Here is a 17,427-nt window from a genome sequence, read left to right as displayed (position 1 = left end):
CAATGTCTGGTTCGAGGAAGTGCTCCCGAGAGGCGCGCGTTTCGTCGTCCAGCTGCCGGCCATCGTGGCCGGCCTCGCCACCGCCGGCGACAACCAGCCGCGATCGAGCGGCCTGCGCCATGCCTTGATCATCGACGACGAGCCGGATGTCGCCGGCTCGCTCTCCGACATTCTCGAGCTGATGGGCATCAAGTCGCGGATCGTTCCTGTCTGGGAATCGGCCGCCGCCACTTTGAGCGGCCACATGCCGCCGGACATCGTCTTTTCGGACCTGCGCATGCCCGGCGTCAGCGGCATATCGATCTATCGCGAGCTGCTCGCCGAAAAGCCTGACCTGGCGCGGCGTTTCGTGCTGGTCACAGGCGACCTGATCGGTGCGAAAGCCGAAATCGAGGCCCTGCCGGCACAGCAGCGGCCGCAGATCCTGGAAAAGCCGTTCAGCACGCTTGATGTGCGCAGTGTGCTGTCTGCCATTGCCGAACAGGCGGCCTTTAAAGGATAAAAAAGAGGCCCCCGGGGGCGGGGGCCGAAGAAGAGCGCGCTGGAGGGAGCGCTCGGGGAGTCCAGAACATGATCCCAAAACGGGAACGGTTTCGGATCGTGCTACGACAAAATCAGAAAATATTCGGCGTGTCGGCCAACGGTGCGGCAGTGGCGATCATGCGGATGGCGCGGCTCTTGTGTGTTCCGGACTGTTCGGCGATTGCGCGCAGGCAATCGATACTCTCGGCACCCCAGGTCTGGCCCTTGCAGGCGAAGTCGGTCACCGGTACCGGCAGACGCGCGGTCCTGGTCGTCGTCTGCGCGCCGTCGATGAGATTGGACGGCGGATTCAACGAAGCGAAGGCCGGCCCGATTGTCGGCGTGAACGCCATGCCGACGAAGGCGCAAGCAGCCAGCACCATGAACATCGCCATGGGGTGGTCGCTGGCCCGCTGGCGCAGCGCCAGTTTCGGACGGCGGTCATTGCGCTCTGGAGCCTGAAGGCGGCTCTCGCCGCGGATCGTCTGGATTTTCGCATGCATTGCCTTCCCCTTCGCTGAGTTTCTTTTGGCGGTGAAATGAACTTATCCGCACTTTGTAACGACGATGGGGTGGCGAAGGACTGGCACTGTAACCAATTCGAAACAGCATTCGGGCGAAGTCGGGCAAAATCGGGCATAGCTTCGACGGCGCTCGGGCTCGAGGCGCAACCTGACCCGATCTTGCCAAACAGTTTTTCGAAAAGACCAGGCTCAGACCGGAGCTTGAAGCTCGGCAATGATCTTGTGCGCGGCGATACGCCCGGCAATGATGGCGCCCTCGACATACCCCGGAAACGACGGCGAGAGTTCTGAACAGGCGAGATACACCGGCGGTGCGCCGGCAAGGATCGTTCGCTCGGCATCTCTTGCTGTCACGTCGACAACAAGATCGCTGTACGCGCCGCCGCTCCAGCGATCTCCTACCCAGTCACGCAAACTGAAATCGATGACATCACCGGCATCCGGGCCAAGGGCTGCCTCCAACCGGCCGGTCACCTCCGCACGCAGTTCCACCTCGCCGAGGTCACGCCAGCGCAGCGCGAGCGACCCGCCGACGAACACGACGAGCGCGGCATGCTCCGCATCCTTGCCGGCGTCGCAGGCAAACAGCCCCGGCGGATCGAGCCACATCACCATGCCGTTCAAATCCCGCCCGCGCCAAAACGGTTTGGCATAGCGCACCAGGATCTTGATAGCCGCGCCGCTTTTCCAGGCGCCGAGCGCCCGCCCCAGTCCAGATGGCAAGGCGGGGGCAAAGGCGAGCTCCGTCACCGTCGCCGGGGGGACGGCAACCAGAACCGTGCGCGCCTCGATGGCACCCCCGGCCGAAACGACAAGAACACCTTGCGAACTATACTCGATGCGCGTGACCGGCTCGCTGAGCCGCAACCGATCACTGAGGTCGCGGGCCAGATCGTCGGCCAGTGAATGCATGGTTTCGCGCACGAAATATTGCAGCTCCGGCACCTCGTTGGTGACGCGTCGGTCATTGTCGATCAGATACCAGAGAGGAATCTGATCCAGCGTCATGCACCAGAGACCTTCGATCATCGAACGGAAGACGGCCCTGGCGTCGGCCGAATCGCGCTGGCGGGCAAGCCAGTCGGCAACGGTCAGTCCGGCAATCGAGACGTCGTCCGGATCGATCCCGTTCATGCGCTCGCGGATTGCCATTGCCGCGTCATAGATCCGCTCTGCTCGTTGTACGGACATCGTCGGCTGGGTGATGAAATCGCCATCGACATAGGTTTCAACCAGCGTCTTGCCGCGCGCCTCGATCAGCGCCATCAATTCCGGCATGTCCTCGCACAGGAACTGGCCGCCACTATCGATCCGTTCGCCAAGTCCGTTCAGGCGGGACTCGACGCGTCCGCCGACGCGGTCGCCTGCTTCGAGCAGAATGAAATCGATGTCGGCCTTCTTCATCTCGAGCGCCGCCGACAGGCCTGTGAAACCCGCACCGACGATGACGACATCGGTTCGCTCGAATTCGCCGCCCTCATCCGTGAAGGTCTTCAGCATTGCCGGCTATCCACCCAATCGCATCCGGCTTCCACCGACGAAGTATGTCCTTGTCGACATATGCCGGCGGGCCGCACACGCCATGCCGCAGGCTGTCTCTAACCTATCGTTTTCTCGAGCATATTGAGCCAGTTGCGATAGGCGATTTTTTCGATCAGTGCGCGGCCGAAACCGCGTGCCGCCAATGCATCGATCAGCTTCGGCAGGCCGGCGACATCCCCGATGACGGCCGGGATCATGGCGCCGTCGAAATCGGAGCCAAGACCAACGCCGTCCTCACCCAGCGCCTGCAGCAGCGAATCGATATGCCGCACCATGATGTCGAGGCTTGTGTCGGCATTCATGCGACCATCCTCGCGCAGGAAGCCGGTTGCGAAGTTCAGCCCGACCATGCCGCCGGTTTCGCGGATCGCGCCGAGCTGCCAGTCGGTCAAGTTGCGCGAATGGCCGCAGATCGCGTGCACGTTGGAATGGGTCGCGACCAGCGGCGCATCGCTGAGCGCCGCGACATCGCGAAAGCCCTTCTCGTTGAGATGCGAGAGGTCGATCATGATCTTCAACTGGTTGCAGGCCTTGACCAGCGCCTTGCCGGCATCGGTGAGGCCGGGGCCGGTGTCGGGCGAGGACGGGAAGCGGAACGGCACGCCGTGGCCGAAGGCGTTCGGCCGGCTCCAGACGATGCCGAGGGAACGCAGGCCGGCTTCATGCAGCACGTCGAGCATGGTGAGCTCGGGATCGATCGCCTCGACCCCTTCGATGTGGAACACTGCGGCGATCGAGCCTTGCGCCATGGCACCGCGCACATCGCCGGCGCTGCGGCAGACGGTGAGCGCTCCGGCCCGTTCCAGCCTGAACAGGATCGAGGCCATCGCGATGGTCGAGGTCAGCGCCTCATTGCGCGGAACCTCGGGGGGCAGCGGTTCGGCGGCGCTCGGCGCCAGGGGCACGGCGCCGCGCCTGGATTTCTCGACAGGTGGCGGAAAGATGGCGAACATGCCCCCGGCGAAGCCGCCGGCTTTCGCGCGCGGCAGGTCGATATGGCCGCCCGATTTCCCCTCGATGAACAGCTTTTCGACGTCCGTGTCTTTCGACTGATAGAGTCTGAGCAACGTATCATTGTGGCCGTCGAAGACGGGAACGAGATCGGTTTCGGTCATAGGGGATCATTCGGTTCGTTTGTCGGCGGCGGCTGAGATATACCATACCTACTTAGGCAGGATGCGCCACCCGCGCAAATGCCAGACCGCCCCGGGAGGATGGCAGCCGCTTGCCGCAACGTTTCAGGCAACGAAATCCCTACCGCTTCAGCACGTCGGCCCATTCCTGATGGCGGCGGAACTGGGCGTTGGCGAACGGGCAGAGCGGGATGATCTTCTTACCCGCCGCACGCGCATCCTCGACGGCGCGGGTGACGAGGCGAAGCCCGGCACCCTGGCCGCGAAAGACGTCCGGCACTTCGGTGTGGTCGATGATGATCTGGTGCTCACCGATCTTGGTGAAGGTCATCTCGGCCTCTGCGCCATCGGGTCCACGCAGGACATAGCGGCCCTTGGAACCGCGATCCTCAAGTTCGATCTCAGGCAGTTGGTCAGGCATCGCTATGCTCCTTGGGCAGCATCGGCAAAGAACCGCCGTGCCGCCTCGATCTCGTTTGGCCGCACCTCGTGCCCGCCATCGTGCCATTCCACTGTGACATCGGCGCCGTCGGCACGCAAATAGGCCTCGAGCCGCGTGGTCAGGTTCGGCGGGCAGATCGGATCGCGCTTGCCGGCGGTCATCAGAATATGGCGGCCGGCGAGACTGCCCTTCACCTGCGGCTCGAACGGGATCAGCGGATGCATCAGCACCGACGCGTCGAACAGGGCTGGAACCGCGAACACCACCGAGGCCAGGACATTGGCGCCGTTGGAATAGCCGAGACCCAGCACGGCCGATGGCTTCGCTGCTTCGACATGGGCCTTGACGAAGCCCGCCATCCTGATCGTCGCCCGTGCCAGATCCTCCATGTCGTAGACGCCCTCGCCGGTGCGGCGGAAGAAGCGCGCAGCACCTTGTTCGGACACATCGCCGCGCGGCGAGATAATGGTTGCCTGGGGCGCGAGATCGCGCCCCAGCGACAGAAGCTGGCTCTCATCGCCTCCAGTGCCATGGAAGACGAACAGCAATGGACCACCCGGCGAACCGGGCAGCAGCTTGTAGATGTAAGCGTCCTTGCTCATGACCTCAGCCTTCCAGTCTCTGCAGATGCTGTTCCAGATACGGCCGCAGGTGCTGGTGCTGCGACGGCAGCTTCAGCGCCTCGCCCAGATGAGCGGTATCCTCGTCGCGATCGAAACCCGGCTCGTTGGTGGCGACTTCGAACAGCACGCCACCCGGTGTGCGGAAATAGATCGCCCAGAAGTAGTCGCGATCGATCACCGGCGTCACCCCATAACCGGTGTCCATCAACGCCTTGCGTACCTCGAGCTGCCTGGCGCGGTTCTCGACCGCGAAGGCGACGTGATGGACAGAGCCGGCACCGAGATCGGCGAAGGCCGTGCTCGGCAGCGATTCGATGTCGATGACGTCGGCGCCATTGCCGTTCTTCACCGCCAGCCGCCTGAGATTGCCGGACTTGTCGACTTCCTCATAGCCCATGAACTTCAGCAGCTCCTCGGTGGCGCCGCCATCCTTCAGCCTGAGCGATACCGAATGTAAACCGCGGATCGCCTGGTCGACCGGAACACCGCCTTTCGCCCAGGGTGCTCTGCCGTCACCCTTGCCCTCGACCAGCGCGAAGCCGTCACCATCCGGTCCGGCAAAAGCCAGGCGCTTCTCGCCGAAGGTCTCTTCGCGCGACAGGCCGGTGACGCCCTCATCGGCAAAACGGCTTTCCCAATAGCCAAGCGTGCCTTCCGGCACCGAGTAGACGGTGGTTCCGACTTCCCCGACCCCATGCCGGCCCTTGCCTATATCGGGGAAAGGGAAATAGGTCATCACCGAACCCGGCGTGCCGGTCTCGTCACCGTAATAGAGGTGGTAGACGTCGGGCGCGTCGAAATTGACGGTCTTCTTGACCCGGCGCTGGCCGAGTTTCCTGGTGAAGAATTCGTTGTTCTGGCGGGCATCCCTGGCCATCGATGTGACGTGATGCAGGCCCTTGATCTGGTCGAGCATTGTCTTGCTCCTTCCTTGGTGCATGTGCGGCCCTCGCCGCTGTCCACGCCAATATGAGGACCAGAGCAGTTTAGGCAAAGGCGGCAAACACAGAATGGACTGTGTCGTAAAAGTGAACGATGGAACAAGGTTCGTTCACCAATTGGCCCGCAGAGTCGGGCTTGCGCCGTGGCCGGAATTCGGTTCCATGAACGGCGTTCGACATCCCGCGAAAAAGGTATCGTGAGTGACTGGAAAAGCCAGGCGGCCCAACATTCTCCTGATCACATGCGATCAGTGGCGTGGCGATTGTCTGTCCGCAGCCGGCCATCCGGTCGTGCAGACGCCCAATACCGACGCTTTGGCCGCGGAGGGTGTGCTGTTCAAGCGGCACTATGGCGGCGCGGCACCCTGTTCGCCCGCTCGCGCCTGCCTCTACACCGGCCTCTACCAGATGAACAACCGCGTCTGCCGCAACGGCACGCCGCTCGACGCTCGCCACGGCAACATCGCGCTCTCGGCTCGCGCCCTGGGCTATGATCCGACGCTGTTCGGCTACACCGACGTCTCGCTCGATCCGCGCCTGCTGGCGCCGGGCGATCCGCGGCTGCAAAGCTATGAAGGCGTGCTGCCGGGCTTTACGGTGCGCCAGTTGCTGCCCGAGCACCAGAAGCAATGGCTATCCTGGCTGGAACTGCAAGGTGTCGACGCCAGCGCCGGGTCCCCCGACATCCACCGTCCGCTGGCCGACGGCGTGGCCGGGACCATCAGCAACGCGCCGCCCGTCTACTCCGGGCAACAAACGCCGGCGGCTTTCCTGACCGGCGAATTCACGCGTTGGCTTGGCGAACAGGAGGACGCCACGCCGTGGTTCGCGCATCTTTCCTTCATCAGCCCGCACCCGCCTTTCATTGTGCCGGAGCCCTACAACACGATGTACGATCCGGCTGACAGCCCGGCCTTCCGGCGCGCGGCAAGCTGGCACGAAGAGGCGGAAAACCATCCCTATCTTGCCTATGATCTCGGCCGGCAGAAACAGATAAAATTCCGCCCAGACGCCAGAGGCAAGGTGCACGACTGGAGCGATGACGATTTTCGCCGCATCCGCGCGATCTATTACGGCATGATTTCCGAGGTCGATGCGCAACTCGGCTGCGTCTGGAAAGCGGTTAAGGCCGCAGGCGCGTGGGACGACACCATCATCGTTCTGACCTCGGACCATGCCGAGATGATGGGCGACCATTTCATGCTGGGCAAGGGCGGCTATTTCGACGGCAGCTACCACATTCCGCTGATCATTCGCGATCCGCGCCAAGGCAAGGCGACCGGCGGCAGTGTCGACAGCTTCACCGAAGCGGTCGACATTTTGCCGACGCTTCTCGACCTGCTCGGCCAAAAGCCCGCGCCGCATCTCGACGGCGCCTCGCTGAAGCCGTTCCTGGGCGGAGAAACCCCTACGGCCTGGCGCGATGCCGCACATTGGGAGTTTGACTTCCGCTCGATTGCCGCGGGCGAGGCCGAAAACCATTTCGGCATCGCCGCACGCCAATGCAACCTCGCCGTTATCCGCACGGAGCATTTCAAATATGTGCATTTCGGCGGCAATCTGCCGCCGCTGCTCTTTGATCTAAAAAGCGATCCGGGCGAGCTGGACAATCTCGCGGCCGACCCCGGCCATCTCACCGTGCGCCTGGAATTCGCCGAACGGCTGCTCGCCTGGCGGGCCGAACATCTCGACCAGTCGCTGGCGCTGGCCGAATTGACCCAGAACGGCCTCGTCGGCCATGCCGCTGGCCTGCCACCTGGCCACACATAAATAAAGCCCGCGCCGTTGCCAGCGCGGGCTTCATTGGGCTGAACAGAATTACCTTACGATCATGCGCTGCTGATCGCGCTGTTCGGCGTAACTGCCTTTATCATAGGCGGTTTGAGCCTCGAGCTGTTCCTTGGTGAAGGTCGTGTAAAGATATTTGTTGCCGTCCTTGTCGGTCATGAATTTGAGATTATCCATACCAACCGCGACCTCCTTTTCACCGACGCCTAAGAAGCCGCCAACGTCGACGATCACCGCGTCCGTCTTGTTGTCAGGCGCAAGCACGACATCGCCGATTTCGCCTACCCTGGCGTCGTTTGCGCCGTAGACAGTCGTGCCCTTCAGGTCATCGGCACGAATCTCGCCGACCGGCATCTCGGTCAACGTCGACTTGTCGATGGCGGCAGTCTGTGTCTGGTCGGGAGCCGAGGCGTCAGGGGTGGTCGCTGCCGGAGCTTCGGCGGTCTTATCTGCCGGAGCGACAGCAGGAGCCGTCGTGTCGGACGGCACAGCAGCCGGAGCGGTGGCCGCAGGCTCGTTGGAAGCCGTCGTGGCCGGCGCCGGATCATAGGCCTTGCGGTCGAAATCGGGCTGCGCCTGCAGCTCTTCCTTGGTGGTCTGGGCCACCAGCCAGCGGTCGCCATTCTTCTCGGCCCACTGCGCCTTAGAGAAATCATAGGTGACATTCTTGGCGCCGAGGCCAAGGAAACCGCCCACGCCGATGACCAGGGACTCGGCCTTGCCTTCCTTGGTCAGCACGATGTCGTTGACGTCGCCGATATTCTGCGCGTCATCACCGGTTCCGTTATATACGTCTTCACCGATGATGTTGGTGGCAAGGTTACCGTCCGCGCGCTTTACCGGTTCCGCCGGAGCGGCGTTCATGTCGGCCGGCTTTTGTGCCGTATCCGTCGTAGCAGGTGCCGTAGGTGCGGTCGCGTCGGTCGATGCCGCAGGTGCGGGGGCCGGACTGTAGGGCTGGCTGTCGAATTCCGCCTGAGCGGTCAACTCGTCCTTGGTCGTCTGGGCTACCAGCCAGCGGTCACCATTCTTTTCGGCCCACTGCAGCTTGCCGTACTCGAAGGCGACGCTCTTGGCACCGACACCCAGAAAACCGCCAACGTCGATGACGACGGATTTCGCCTGCCCATCCTTGTCGAAGACGACGTCGCTGACATTGCCGATGTTCTCGGCATCATCGCCGGTGCCGTTGTAGACGGATTCACCGATGATGTTGGTGACGATGCTGCCCTCTGCGCGGACCGTCGCGGCGCCTGACTCCTGAACGGCTGGGCTCTGTGCCGGCGCCGGGGTCGTCGCGCTCTGCGCATATGCGCCCGTCGCGATCAGTGTTGCGAGTGCGGTCGTGGCTAAAAGATTGCGGATCATGATAGTCTCTCCTCGTGCCTGATCTCATGCGCCGCGTCTTCGCCGGAAAGTCGGACGCGGCATCTACAGGTTCACAACGTTGTGACCAGTCTGTTGTTCCGACAAAACCGCGCCGTCCGGAAATCGAAATCACAGAAATGATCGAGCGGCTTAGAAGCCCGTTCGTGTCAAGGGAACCTTTTCCGTCGCCGCCGCGTTTCAGCCATCGGCTGGGCGTGTCCCGGCCACTTTTTGGCTGACATGGTGGAGCGGGGTATGAAATTCGCAGCGGTGCTGAACCGGGATGGCGGCACTTTGCGCACCACCGACCTCGTCGCCTTCTCCGACAGGATGCATCAGACGCTGGAGACGGCAGGGCACTCGCTCAGCATCGAAATTGTCGCCGGCAAGGACGTGGTGGAAACGCTCGACAGCGCGGCTTCGCGTCGCTCTGTCGACGTCGTGCTGGCGGGTGGCGGCGATGGGACCATTTCCGCCGCGGCCGCGCGGCTGATGGGCACGAAGAAGGCGCTTGCCATATTGCCGGCCGGCACCATGAACCTGTTCGCGCGGGGGTTGGGCATTCCGCAGTCACTCGATGGAGCGCTGAAATCCTTCGCCGACGGCGAAATCATCGCGGTCGACGTGGCGACAGCCAATGGCCAACCTTTCATACATCAGTTCTCGATCGGCATGCATGCAAAGATGGTGCAACTGCGCCAGAAGATGGAGTTCGGTTCGCGGTTGGGAAAGATCCGCGCCTCGGCCAAAGCGGCTTGGGCGACGATCAACAATCCACCTGCGATGAATGTGACGCTCAGCATCGGCGAAGCCGAAATGGCGGCACGCATCACCGGCATCGGCATCACCAACAATTTGTTCGGCGAAGGCCATTTGCCTTACGCCGACAATCCGGCGGGCGGCGTACTCGGTGTCTATGTCACGGTGGCGAAGCAGCGCGCCGAACTGGTCAAGTTTTTCTTCAACGTGGCGCGCGGCAAATGGCGCGACAACGAACATGTCGAAATCCACCAGACGAACAGAACGGTGCTGAAAATCCATTCGAGCAGCCGCAAGTTTCGCGCTGTGATGGACGGCGAATTGGTCAGGCTTGACCGTGAAACGGTAATCGAAATCCAGCCTGGCGCGCTGAATGTACTGGTGCCGGCGAGCGCGGCCCAATCGAGAGCCGCCTGATGCGATGCGTTGCAACGAACAAACCGGCTTTAGCCAGCAGGAGCCTGCTCGGTGGTGCTGGGCGTGGGGACATGCTGTTCATCGCTGGTTGGCGCCTTGATCAACACACCATAAATCTCGGCAATGCCCCACGCAGCAAACACCAGAAGCAATGCGGCGATCAGGATTCGAAATCCATGCCAGCCCCATCGCCCCTGCCGCGCCTTGTTTTCTGGAATGATCTTGGCCATGCTCGATCCCTGTCTCATTCTGCACCAGCTGGCGCGCTCGGCAAATCATGGTCGGGTAACGGTTCCTCGCTAGGATGGTTCCGGAAAAGCGCGCTGGCCTTGCACCAGCGCAAGCAGGCGACGGCGAAGACCGGGACGAGGCAAGTGGGGTGACTGGCAAGACGCAAACAGTGCCCGAGCTGCCGGCCGAAGTTGCGCGCGCAGTCAAGGATGTTGACCGGCTCGCCGTGCTGCACGGGTTGGAGGTGCTGGATACAGCGGCCGATCCCGATTTCGACCGCGTCAGCAGCCTTGCCGCGGCGGTGATGCAGGTGCCGATGGCCCTGGTCACGCTCGTCGACCTCGAACGGCAGTGGTTCAAATCCTGCTTCGGCCTGGACGAGGCCGAAACCGCGACCGACGTCTCCTTCTGCGCCCATGCGATTGCCGCCGGCGACGAACCGATGGTGGTGGTGGATGCAACGACGGATCCCCGTTTCAAGACCAACCCGCTGGTCACCGGAAAGCACCATGTCCGCTTCTATGCCGGCGCGCCGATGGTTGTGGCAGGTGCCCGCATCGGCACGCTGTGCGTGCTCGACCGCTCGCCGCATGGTTTTCCATCCCACGCTGAGCTCGACCAGTTGAAGTCGCTCGCCGGCCTCGCCGCCAGCCTGTTCACCCTCAAGGACACAACCCGCAGCGGCGCGATCGCCGAGGCCGCACTGGTTCGCGAGGAAAAACGACGCGCCATCGCACTCGATGCGGCGTCGCTCGCTAGTTGGGCATGGGATATCCGCACCGATATCATCGAATGCGACACATTGATGTCGGAGCTGTTCAGCCTGCCGCGATCCAACCGGCTGCGCGCACGCGACATCCTCACCGCCATCGATCCGCGTGACGTCTACCAGACCGAAACCCGCTTTCGCGACGCCCTGACCGGCAGCGACGACTATTTCGGCGAATACCGGGTGAAGGGCTTTCATCCGCCGCGCTGGCTCGCCACGCGCGGCCGTGTCATCGAGCGTGACGGCGACGGCAAGCCGACCTTGATCTTCGGCGTCAACTACGACATCTCCGAGCGTAAGCTCGGCGACGAACGCCAACGGCTGCTGCTGCGTGAGCTCAACCATCGCGTCAAGAACACTTTGGCGACCGTCCAGGCGCTGGCAACGCAGACCGTGCGCCATGCCCGCCAGCCAAGCGAGTTCCTCGAGGCGTTCGGCGCCAGGCTTCAGGCCTTGGGCATCGCCCACAATCTGTTGTCGGACCGCGAGTGGCGCGGCATTGGCATCAGTGAACTCGTTCAGATCGAGGTCAAACCTTTCGAAACGGCCGAGCAGCCGCGCATGACGATCTCCGGCGACGACCTGCTGCTGTCGCCCGACCAGGCCGTCGGGCTTGGCCTGATCCTGCATGAACTGGCCAGCAACGCGCTGAAATATGGCTCGCTGTCGGTGCCGTCAGGCAGGGTCGATCTCGGCTGGAGGATGCAAGGCAGGAGGGATGCCCGGCGTCTTGTGCTGACCTGGCGCGAAAGCGGCGGCCCGCAAGTCGCTCCGCCGGATCGGCACGGCTTCGGCTCGATCCTCATTCGCCGCAGCCTAGCCAAGGTCATTTCCAGCGAAGTGACCCATGAATTCCGGCCGGAAGGCGTGTTTGCCGAAATATCGATGCCGCTGGAAGAGTTGTCAAAGTGACCTCTCCCAACAGCTCTATATCCGTTCGCTCTCATCCAGATCGTCGGATTTCACATTCTCGCGGTAGATGGCGTAGGCCGCGAGCGCCACGGCCGGCCCCAGAATGACGCCGAGACCGCCTTTTCCCTTGAGCAGACTCGGCAGCACGGCGAGTGCGGCGGTGATGCCGATCGCCTTCATGTCGGCATTGCGGCGCTGCGCCCGGCGCCGGGCGCGTGAGCCTGCGGAGATCCGGTAGATCAGCAGGATAAGTCCGGCAAGCACCAGGAAACCGACGCCAAACCCCAGTGCCGCGGCAAGCGGCCCATAGCGCATCGCCGTCCAGATATAGGCGGCCCCGACAAGAAAAACGAGACCGCAAAGTGCGGCGGCCATGGCGATCACATAGACGATTGCCGCCGTGCGCGCCCGGTGTATGGCGGCCACGGTTTCCCCCGAGGCGAGGCCCGAGATCAGGGTTGCCAACATTCCCATCTGGAGCGCGACTAGCGACGCGCGATGAGCGCGAAAAGGAAGCCTACGCCGGCGGCGATCGCCAGTGACGTCACCGGCTTTTCACGCACGCTTGCCATCATCTGCGCTTCGATGTCCTTGGCATTGCTGCGCAGGCTGTCAAAGGCTGCTTCGCCCTGCGCACGCAACTGTTCGACCCCTTCCGTGGCTGCGCGGCGCGCGGTGCCATAGCCATGCTCGCCGGTCTTGGCCAGTTGTTTGGTGAGCTTGTCGATGTCGGCCTTCAACTGCCTGATGTCGGCTTCCAGGTCCGCATTTGCACGGGCGTCGTTTGCGGTCTTTCCTGCGGCAGTGGCCATGGCTTAACTCCTTGTGATTGCTTGGTTTCAAACGCGCTGCGCGTCTCAAGGTTCCGGCATTGGGGACAAAGTAGCCGAAAACGCATCGGCGCGCACCCGGTCCGCCGGCTCCGGCAAAACACGCTTCCTTAGATTAATGGCCGGCGCGCTTCACCCAGCCCTTCCCAGCCGGCGAGCCGCTTGAGCCCTTCATTGTCGGAAACCACGCAGCCGCCGTCGCGCCAGACGATCAGCTTGCGATCCATCAGCTTGCGGATCGTCTTGTTGGTGTGAACCAGCGACAGGCCAAGCGTATCGGCGATGTGCTGTTGCGTGATCGGTATCTGGACGGATTGGTTGCCATTCAGTCCGACAACCTTGGCGCGGCTGCCGATGAAGGCGATGAGATAGGCAGCGCGCTCGATCGCACTGCGGCGCCCAAGGCTGAGCAGATTCTCGTCCAGCATCCGCTCTTCACGCGATGCGATCCAGGTGATGTCATAGGCCAGCCCGGGATGATTGCGGTACAGCTCATGCAGATATTCGCGCTCGAAAACACACAGCAGCATCGGCGACAGTGCCTCCACGGAATGCTGCATCTCGCCCATCACACTGCCTTGCAGGCCAATCAGATCACCGGGCATGAGATAGTTGAGAATCTGGCGGCGGCCGTCCAGCAACAGCTTGTAGCGAAACGCCCAGCCGGAGAGCACGGTGTAGAGATGGGCGCTATGGCTTCCCTCCACCAGCACCGTGCCACCCTTTTCGACTGCGAGTTCGCCCTTCTTGAATTTGCTGATGAAGGCCAGTTCCTGTTTTTCGAAATCGCGAAAAATCGGCAACGGCCGCAATGGGCAGTTCTCGCAAGGATATTGGCGGCTGGAGAAAGCGCTATTGTTCTGAACCGACATTTCGACCCCCCTTCGAAAGCCGCTCTTGGAGAGCGCGTTTCAACGCGTTGCAAGGATTGAGGTTCCGCCCGCTTGCCACATGTCTTTTTTAAATGACAGCAAGCGAATTAGCGATCATGACTCCGGCGTTTCAAGGAGTCTTTGCCTGTGCCCACATTGCTCGACGGATTGCGGATTCTGGTCCTGGAGGACGAATTTCTGATCGCCATGGACGTCGAGCAGCTTTGCCGCGACCATGGCGCCGATGAGGTGGTGATCGCCCGTGACCTGACCGAGGTCGATGGCCGCGAGGTCGCCACGCGATTCGATGCAGCCATTGTCGACTTGATGCTGGGCGGCGCCTCAACCATCGATTTCGCCTCCGGGCTGCGCGCGGCAGGCATACCTTTCGTGTTTGCGTCGGGCTATTCGGATGTCGATGAAATCAAGGCATCGTTTCCGGGCGTCAGGCTGGTTGGCAAACCCTATTCGGGTGAAGACCTCGTGCAAGCGGTCGCCGCGGCCTGCGGACGCGCTTGAGACACGATCGCGGTCAGCTCGCCGGCGAGCTCGTTACCTGGGCCGAAATTGCGTCCGGACCATACTCGTCCTCGCCTGATATTTTCAGGATCTCCTGCAAGCGCGTACGGGCTCGGCTGACGCGGCTCTTGATCGTTCCCACCGCGCAACCGCAGATCTCGGCGGCCTCCTCGTAGGAGAAACCAGATGCGCCGATGAGGATGATGGCTTCGCGTTGGTCCTCCGGCAATTGCTCCAGGGCGCCGCGAAAATCCTTCAGGTCGAGCTGGCCGTGCTGGGCCGGATGAACGGCAAGCCTGGCCGTCATGATACCGTCGCTGTCCTGCACTTCGCGCCCGCGCTTGCGCATCTGCGAATAGAACTCGTTGCGCAGGATGGTGAAAAGCCAGGCCTTGAGATTGGTGCCGGGCTGGAAGCTCTCATGCTTGTCCCAGGCCTTGACGAGCGTTTCCTGGACGAGGTCGTCGGCTTTGTCGGCATTTTGCGTCAGCGACACGGCGAACGCGCGCAGACTTGGGATTGCCCCAAGCAGATCGGTCTTGAAGCCTTGTGAGACCGCGGCCATGCCTCAGTCCTTCTTCTGTGCGGGTTCAGCCCGTTCCAGCTGGCTAAGCAACTGGGAAAAGCGATCCGGCACATCGTCGGAGACCAGCGCGTCGTAATATTGTTTGAGTTTGCGTCCGATTTCGGAGTTCGGCCCAAGAGCATCACCAGAACCGTTCCGGCGCCTGCTCTCGGCGCCAGCCAGAATATCTTTCGTCATATCCTTCATTTTGCCCTTGTATTCCCAGCGCTCAAACCGCTCTTATCATACTCAACACAACGCAAGCGGCGCCCTCGTCTGGTTGCCCATCCCGACCCCAAACGCCCCTCCCCGGTATTTGTTCCGTCGAGGCGGAACTTTTTCTAAAAATCCGCGTTATCGTCAGGGCTTGCAGTCAGCTTGACCTGCTACGCATTCACGTCATTCTGAGGGAGACGTCTTACCATGAGCTTATCCGCCACCATCGCACCACATCTGCCCTTCCTGCGCCGCTTCTCGCGGGCTGTTTCCGGGTCGCAAGAGAGTGGTGATGCGCTGGTAGCCGCGATGCTCGAGGCCATCATCGCCGATATCGAGATATTTCCCGAAGCATCGAGCGACCGCATCGCGCTGTACAAGGTTTTCGCCAAGCTGTTCACATCGGTCGCCATCCGCGTTCCACAGGAGCAGGCGCAATCGGCGTGGGAACAGCGCACCGCCGCCAATCTGAATGCGATCGCGCCGCGGCCCCGTCAGGCCTTCCTCCTCGTGGCTGTCGAAGGCTTCAGCGAGGACGAAGCGGCTGAGATCCTCGACGTCGGCGACCAGGAGTTTTCAGAGCTGCTTGCCCAGGCGAGCAACGAGATATCCCGCCAGGTGGCAACCGACGTTCTGATCATCGAGGATGAACCGCTGATCGCCATGGATATCGAAGAAATGGTCGAGAGCCTCGGGCACCGGGTCGTTGGAACGGCGCGCACCCATGCCGAGGCCGTGATGATGTTCGGCAAGACACGGCCGAAGATGGTGCTGGCCGACATCCAGCTTGCCGACGGCAGTTCCGGCATCGAGGCCGTGAACGAGATCCTGTCATCGACGTCGGTGCCGGTCATCTTCATCACCGCCTTCCCCGAGCGCCTGTTGACTGGTGAACGACCGGAACCAGCCTTCCTGGTCACCAAGCCGTTCAATCCCGACATGGTCAAGGCGCTGATCAGCCAGGCACTGTTTTTTGACCGGCAGGCGAAAGCAGCCGCATAGTCGCGAATTGAGGAGTGGAGGAATTGAGGATTGAAGGCGATAGCCTCGCTCGCCGATTTCTCCAGATCATCAAAATCGTCAATTCATCAACTCAATTCTTCAATTCTTCACTTCGGGCCGCCTGATCCACGCATCGGGCGGTGAGGGCGAATTTCCTGCGCGTCCGGCTGCCGAACGAATTGCAAGCTCGGTCTTTTTCGGCAAAGGGTGGGAACAAACCGCAACCACCCACGTTTTTATCGCATCATTCGAAGGAGATGCATCATGCTTTACTGGGCGCTCGTATTTCTCGTCGTTGCGATCATCGCCGGCGCGCTTGGTTTCGGCGGCATCGCCGGTACATCTGCCGGCATAGCGCAGATATTGTTTTTCATCTTCCTCGCTTTCCTGGTCATTTCGCTTCTTGCGGGCCTGTTCAAAAGGGCTTCGTAAAGACGGACGGCCGAACACTGGAAGCCGCACCCCTCAAACGGTTTCCAGCCACCGCCGGGCGGTGTCCTTCAAAGGACGCCGTCCGGCGGACCGTTTTTTGGCGGCGGGTTCGGGAAACCTCTTTGGAACCCATTCACCGGTGAGCCGTTCAGCCTGAATTGGGTGGACAGTTTGGCCGATGGGTTCCAGGACCGGAAACAGGAAGGACGACGTGCAAAGCGATGAAGTCATCGCCCTCCATCCTGCCGAAAGCGGCATGCAGCTCGGCCGCGCCCTTCTTCACGCGTTGCACAATGCCGGCATTTCCGTTCTCTACCAGGATCGCGAGATGAAAACCGTATGGGCGCGCAACATGCGTGCGCCCTGGGTTTCGGACACCGCCGACAGCATCGGTATTTTGCCGGAGGCGCAGGCCGACCGCATCGGCGCGGCCAAGCGCGACGTCATTGCATCCGGCAACCCCCAACGTCTCGAGATCAGCGTTCCCGTCGAGGATGGCAGCCGCTGGTTTGAGGTCTGGATCGATGCCGACCACGGCGACGGCGGCACGGTGCAAGGCGTCGTCACCACGATGGTCGAGACGACCGAGCAGAAGCGCCGTGAGCAGACCCTGACGACGCTGTTGCGGGAGGTGAGCCATCGCTCGAAAAACCTGCTGGCGATCATCCAGAGCATAGCCACCCAGACCGGTCGCTACTCCGACAGCATCGGCGATTTCCTGACACGTTTTCGCGGCCGGCTGCAATCGCTGGCTTCGTCCCAGGATCTCGTGACCTCTTCCAACTGGCGGGGCGCCGCACTTCGCGAACTCGTATCGGGCCAAGTGGGCCGCTACGGCGGCGATCCGGTTCGCAGCCTGAGGTTTCAGGGGGCCAACCCCTATCTCAATCCCAACGCTGCCCTGCATATCGGCCTTGCGATGCATGAACTCGCCGTCAATTCGGTGAGCTATGGCGCCCTGTCGCGGCCCGATGGATTCGTCAATGTTACAGCCAACCTGACCGCCGCCGACACGGGAAC

Annotated in this window: 21 protein-coding genes; 8 read left to right on the top strand and 13 right to left on the bottom strand. The window is 62.1% G+C overall.

Going from position 1 to position 17,427, the window contains the following annotated elements; all coding sequences use genetic code 11:
* A partial coding sequence (locus tag EN906_RS04955; RefSeq protein ID WP_127375084.1) for a response regulator occupies positions 1–502 on the top strand: 502 nt, incomplete at its 5' end.
* Positions 503–614: 112 nt separating this feature from the next.
* Here EN906_RS04955 and EN906_RS04950 read toward each other — a convergent pair.
* The 6 genes from EN906_RS04950 to EN906_RS04925 form a co-directional block, all read right to left on the bottom strand.
* A complete protein-coding gene (locus tag EN906_RS04950) occupies positions 615–1,025 on the bottom strand; it encodes a hypothetical protein (protein ID WP_127271289.1) in 411 nt (136 codons plus the stop codon).
* A gap of 210 nt (positions 1,026–1,235) precedes the next feature.
* Positions 1,236–2,546 carry a flavin monoamine oxidase family protein gene (locus EN906_RS04945; protein WP_127268957.1) on the bottom strand — a complete coding sequence of 437 codons (1,311 nt, stop codon included), beginning with the start codon at positions 2,544–2,546 and terminating at the stop codon, positions 1,236–1,238.
* A 98-nt stretch (positions 2,547–2,644) separates the two neighbouring features.
* Complete coding sequence (locus EN906_RS04940) at positions 2,645–3,703, bottom strand: dipeptidase (RefSeq protein WP_127268955.1); 1,059 nt, start codon at positions 3,701–3,703, stop codon at positions 2,645–2,647.
* A gap of 139 nt (positions 3,704–3,842) precedes the next feature.
* Positions 3,843–4,142, bottom strand: a complete 300-nt coding sequence (locus tag EN906_RS04935; protein ID WP_013529296.1) for a GNAT family N-acetyltransferase — start codon at positions 4,140–4,142, stop codon at positions 3,843–3,845.
* A 2-nt stretch (positions 4,143–4,144) separates the two neighbouring features.
* A complete protein-coding gene (locus tag EN906_RS04930) occupies positions 4,145–4,765 on the bottom strand; it encodes an alpha/beta hydrolase (RefSeq protein WP_127268953.1) in 621 nt (206 codons plus the stop codon).
* Between the two features lie 4 nt (positions 4,766–4,769).
* Positions 4,770–5,702, bottom strand: a complete 933-nt coding sequence (locus EN906_RS04925) for a VOC family protein (protein ID WP_127268952.1) — start codon at positions 5,700–5,702, stop codon at positions 4,770–4,772.
* Positions 5,703–5,928: 226 nt separating this feature from the next.
* On the opposite strand from EN906_RS04925, the gene EN906_RS04920 reads away from it, so the two are divergent.
* A complete protein-coding gene (locus tag EN906_RS04920; protein ID WP_127271286.1) occupies positions 5,929–7,497 on the top strand; it encodes an alkaline phosphatase family protein in 1,569 nt (522 codons plus the stop codon).
* A gap of 48 nt (positions 7,498–7,545) precedes the next feature.
* On the opposite strand, the gene EN906_RS04915 is transcribed toward EN906_RS04920, so the two are convergent.
* Positions 7,546–8,883 (bottom strand): PRC-barrel domain-containing protein, encoded by a 1,338-nt coding sequence (locus EN906_RS04915; protein ID WP_127269169.1) that lies wholly within the window; start codon positions 8,881–8,883, stop codon positions 7,546–7,548.
* A gap of 255 nt (positions 8,884–9,138) precedes the next feature.
* Between EN906_RS04915 and EN906_RS04910 the strand changes: the two genes are divergently transcribed.
* On the top strand, positions 9,139–10,059 hold the full coding sequence (locus EN906_RS04910) for a diacylglycerol kinase family protein (protein WP_127269170.1): 921 nt from the start codon (positions 9,139–9,141) through the stop codon (positions 10,057–10,059).
* A gap of 29 nt (positions 10,060–10,088) precedes the next feature.
* Here EN906_RS04910 and EN906_RS04905 read toward each other — a convergent pair whose 3' ends face one another.
* Positions 10,089–10,289, bottom strand: a complete 201-nt coding sequence (locus tag EN906_RS04905) for a hypothetical protein (protein ID WP_127269171.1) — start codon at positions 10,287–10,289, stop codon at positions 10,089–10,091.
* A gap of 149 nt (positions 10,290–10,438) precedes the next feature.
* Here EN906_RS04905 and EN906_RS04900 point away from each other — a divergent pair, with 149 nt between their 5' ends.
* Positions 10,439–11,971 (top strand): HWE histidine kinase domain-containing protein, encoded by a 1,533-nt coding sequence (locus tag EN906_RS04900; RefSeq protein WP_127269172.1) that lies wholly within the window; start codon positions 10,439–10,441, stop codon positions 11,969–11,971.
* Positions 11,972–11,986: 15 nt separating this feature from the next.
* Here EN906_RS04900 and EN906_RS04895 read toward each other — a convergent pair whose 3' ends face one another.
* The 3 genes from EN906_RS04895 to EN906_RS04885 all read right to left on the bottom strand — a co-directional run bounded on the left by EN906_RS04895 (position 11,987) and on the right by EN906_RS04885 (position 13,673).
* Positions 11,987–12,445: a hypothetical protein gene (locus EN906_RS04895; RefSeq protein ID WP_127269173.1), complete on the bottom strand. Its 459-nt coding sequence runs from the start codon at positions 12,443–12,445 to the stop codon at positions 11,987–11,989.
* Positions 12,446–12,456: 11 nt separating this feature from the next.
* Complete coding sequence (locus EN906_RS04890) at positions 12,457–12,783, bottom strand: DUF883 family protein (RefSeq protein WP_023811001.1); 327 nt, start codon at positions 12,781–12,783, stop codon at positions 12,457–12,459.
* 128 nt (positions 12,784–12,911) lie between these two features.
* Positions 12,912–13,673: a Crp/Fnr family transcriptional regulator gene (locus EN906_RS04885; RefSeq protein ID WP_127269632.1), complete on the bottom strand. Its 762-nt coding sequence runs from the start codon at positions 13,671–13,673 to the stop codon at positions 12,912–12,914.
* Between the two features lie 147 nt (positions 13,674–13,820).
* On the opposite strand from EN906_RS04885, the gene EN906_RS04880 reads away from it, so the two are divergent.
* Positions 13,821–14,192 (top strand): response regulator, encoded by a 372-nt coding sequence (locus tag EN906_RS04880; protein WP_127269631.1) that lies wholly within the window; start codon positions 13,821–13,823, stop codon positions 14,190–14,192.
* Between the two features lie 13 nt (positions 14,193–14,205).
* Here the strand turns inward: EN906_RS04880 and EN906_RS04875 are convergent, their stop codons facing one another.
* A complete protein-coding gene (locus EN906_RS04875; protein ID WP_013529285.1) occupies positions 14,206–14,757 on the bottom strand; it encodes an RNA polymerase sigma factor in 552 nt (183 codons plus the stop codon).
* 3 nt (positions 14,758–14,760) lie between these two features.
* Positions 14,761–14,964 (bottom strand): NepR family anti-sigma factor, encoded by a 204-nt coding sequence (locus tag EN906_RS04870; RefSeq protein ID WP_127269630.1) that lies wholly within the window; start codon positions 14,962–14,964, stop codon positions 14,761–14,763.
* A gap of 216 nt (positions 14,965–15,180) precedes the next feature.
* Here EN906_RS04870 and EN906_RS04865 point away from each other — a divergent pair, with 216 nt between their 5' ends.
* From EN906_RS04865 to EN906_RS04855, 3 genes are all read left to right on the top strand, one after another.
* Positions 15,181–15,975, top strand: a complete 795-nt coding sequence (locus tag EN906_RS04865; RefSeq protein WP_023810997.1) for a response regulator — start codon at positions 15,181–15,183, stop codon at positions 15,973–15,975.
* A 264-nt stretch (positions 15,976–16,239) separates the two neighbouring features.
* Positions 16,240–16,407, top strand: coding sequence for a DUF1328 domain-containing protein (locus tag EN906_RS04860; protein WP_013529282.1), 168 nt, complete (start codon positions 16,240–16,242; stop codon positions 16,405–16,407).
* 178 nt (positions 16,408–16,585) lie between these two features.
* The coding region (locus tag EN906_RS04855) for a sensor histidine kinase (RefSeq protein ID WP_164777099.1) at positions 16,586–17,427 on the top strand (842 nt) is incomplete at its 3' end.

Source organism: Mesorhizobium sp. M7A.F.Ca.CA.004.06.1.1, assembly GCF_003999135.1.
Lineage (GTDB): Bacteria > Pseudomonadota > Alphaproteobacteria > Rhizobiales > Rhizobiaceae > Mesorhizobium.
This window is presented reverse-complemented; position numbering and strand designations above follow the sequence as displayed.

Excerpts from the sequence above, each read along its gene's own strand:
- EN906_RS04930 (WP_127268953.1), bottom strand. The coding sequence starts at position 4,765 with ATGAGCAAGGACGCTTACATCTACAAGCTGCTGCCCGGTTCGCCGGGT.
- EN906_RS04870 (WP_127269630.1), bottom strand. The coding sequence starts at position 14,964 with ATGAAGGATATGACGAAAGATATTCTGGCTGGCGCCGAGAGCAGGCGC.
- EN906_RS04950 (WP_127271289.1), bottom strand. The coding sequence starts at position 1,025 with ATGCATGCGAAAATCCAGACGATCCGCGGCGAGAGCCGCCTTCAGGCT.
- EN906_RS04865 (WP_023810997.1), top strand. The coding sequence starts at position 15,181 with ATGAGCTTATCCGCCACCATCGCACCACATCTGCCCTTCCTGCGCCGC.
- EN906_RS04860 (WP_013529282.1), top strand. The coding sequence starts at position 16,240 with ATGCTTTACTGGGCGCTCGTATTTCTCGTCGTTGCGATCATCGCCGGC.
- EN906_RS04910 (WP_127269170.1), top strand. The coding sequence starts at position 9,139 with ATGAAATTCGCAGCGGTGCTGAACCGGGATGGCGGCACTTTGCGCACC.
- EN906_RS04940 (WP_127268955.1), bottom strand. The coding sequence starts at position 3,703 with ATGACCGAAACCGATCTCGTTCCCGTCTTCGACGGCCACAATGATACG.
- EN906_RS04925 (WP_127268952.1), bottom strand. The coding sequence starts at position 5,702 with ATGCTCGACCAGATCAAGGGCCTGCATCACGTCACATCGATGGCCAGG.
- EN906_RS04895 (WP_127269173.1), bottom strand. The coding sequence starts at position 12,445 with ATGGGAATGTTGGCAACCCTGATCTCGGGCCTCGCCTCGGGGGAAACC.
- EN906_RS04905 (WP_127269171.1), bottom strand. The coding sequence starts at position 10,289 with ATGGCCAAGATCATTCCAGAAAACAAGGCGCGGCAGGGGCGATGGGGC.
- EN906_RS04915 (WP_127269169.1), bottom strand. The coding sequence starts at position 8,883 with ATGATCCGCAATCTTTTAGCCACGACCGCACTCGCAACACTGATCGCG.
- EN906_RS04890 (WP_023811001.1), bottom strand. The coding sequence starts at position 12,783 with ATGGCCACTGCCGCAGGAAAGACCGCAAACGACGCCCGTGCAAATGCG.
- EN906_RS04945 (WP_127268957.1), bottom strand. The coding sequence starts at position 2,546 with ATGCTGAAGACCTTCACGGATGAGGGCGGCGAATTCGAGCGAACCGAT.
- EN906_RS04885 (WP_127269632.1), bottom strand. The coding sequence starts at position 13,673 with ATGTCGGTTCAGAACAATAGCGCTTTCTCCAGCCGCCAATATCCTTGC.
- EN906_RS04875 (WP_013529285.1), bottom strand. The coding sequence starts at position 14,757 with ATGGCCGCGGTCTCACAAGGCTTCAAGACCGATCTGCTTGGGGCAATC.
- EN906_RS04935 (WP_013529296.1), bottom strand. The coding sequence starts at position 4,142 with ATGCCTGACCAACTGCCTGAGATCGAACTTGAGGATCGCGGTTCCAAG.